The sequence below is a fragment of the Streptomyces spirodelae genome, assembly GCF_017676385.1.
GTDB lineage: Bacteria > Actinomycetota > Actinomycetes > Streptomycetales > Streptomycetaceae > Streptomyces > Streptomyces spirodelae.
Genome location: NZ_JAFFZN010000067.1, coordinates 1 through 1,372 on the forward strand (window position 1 = coordinate 1; position 1,372 = coordinate 1,372).

Annotated in this window: 1 protein-coding gene; it reads left to right on the top strand. The window is 62.0% G+C overall.

Annotated elements, in window-relative coordinates:
- Nucleotides 1-63 precede the first annotated feature (63 nt).
- Nucleotides 64-1,212, top strand: coding sequence for an IS701 family transposase (locus JW592_RS32360; protein WP_443742768.1), 1,149 nt, complete (start codon nucleotides 64-66; stop codon nucleotides 1,210-1,212).
- Nucleotides 1,213-1,372: the final 160 nt, after the last annotated feature.

Consider the following 1,372-nt stretch of genomic DNA (forward strand, 5'->3'; position numbering starts at 1 on the left):
TACTGCAACGACACTCCGTGACGGAGTGTGCTTGTTGTCGTTGATCATCTCGTGCTGGGAGAGATAACTGACGGCTGGTCAGGTGCATTTGGTGACTTCGTGGCGCGGTTCGCGGGCCGGTTCGGGCGGGTGGAGTCCCGTCGGCGGATGGTGTCCTACCTGCGCGGACTGCTCAGCGAGACCGAGCGGAAGAACGGCTGGACCCTGGCGGAGGCCGTCGGTGACGGCGGCCCTCAGGGCATGCAGCGGCTGTTGAACCACTACCTGTGGGACGCCGATGCCATGCGTGATGACGTCCGCGACGCGGTGGTGGAGCATCTCGGGGATTCTGAGCGGGGAATCCTCATTCTCGATGAGACGGGATTTCTCAAGAAGGGTCTCCGGTCGGCCGGCGTGGCCCGGCAGTATTCAGGAACGGCCGGACGGATCGAGAATTCCCAGGTGGGAGTTTTTCTGGCGTACGGGTCCGGGAAGGGGCGGGCGCTGATCGACCGCGAGTTGTATCTCCCGAAGGAATGGACGTCGGACCGTGAGCGCTGCCGGTCGGCCGGTATCGGCGATGATGTCGAGTTCACCACGAAACCTGACCTGGGCTTGCGCATGCTGAAGCGTGCAGTGGAGGCCGGCATCCCGTTCGAGTGGGTCACTGCGGACGAACTCTACGGGCAGACAAGCAGGATTCGCGTCTGGCTCGAGGAACATGACATCCCTCATGTACTTGCGGTCCCGAAATCGCAGATGGTCATGACGATGGAATTCTTCGGCCAGGCCCGCGCACACAAGCTGATCGGTGAGCTGTCTGCCGAGACGTGGGCACGCGTGAGCTGCGGTGACGGTGCTCACGGACCACGTGAGTACGACTGGGCCGCAGCAGCGATTCGCCCCTGGCGGCGCGAGGGCTGGGATCACTGGCTACTGGCACGGCGCAGCACCACCGACCCTACGGACATCGCCTACTACATCTGCTTCTGTCCAGCCGGAACATCGCTGGAGGATCTTGTGCGGATTGCGGGATCCCGGTGGATGGTCGAGGAGTGTTTTCAGACCGCGAAGAACGAGACCGGACTCGATCACTACCAGGTCCGCGGTTATACCGCGTGGTACCGGCATATAACTCTCTCCATGGCGGCCCTTGCCTTCCTCGCGGTCCTGCGGGTGGAGGTAAAAAAGGGGATCCAGAAACCGGCAACGACCGATCTCTCATACCCGTGACCATGAACGAGGCCCGGCGGCTTTTTAACCGAGTCCTCTTTCCCGCCCGTCACAGCATCCAGCACGTACTTGCTTGGTCCTTATGGCGAAGAAGAAGTCAAGCCCGAGCCCGCGTCAGCCATTACAGACACAGAGGGCATCACGGAGTGTCGTTGCAGTA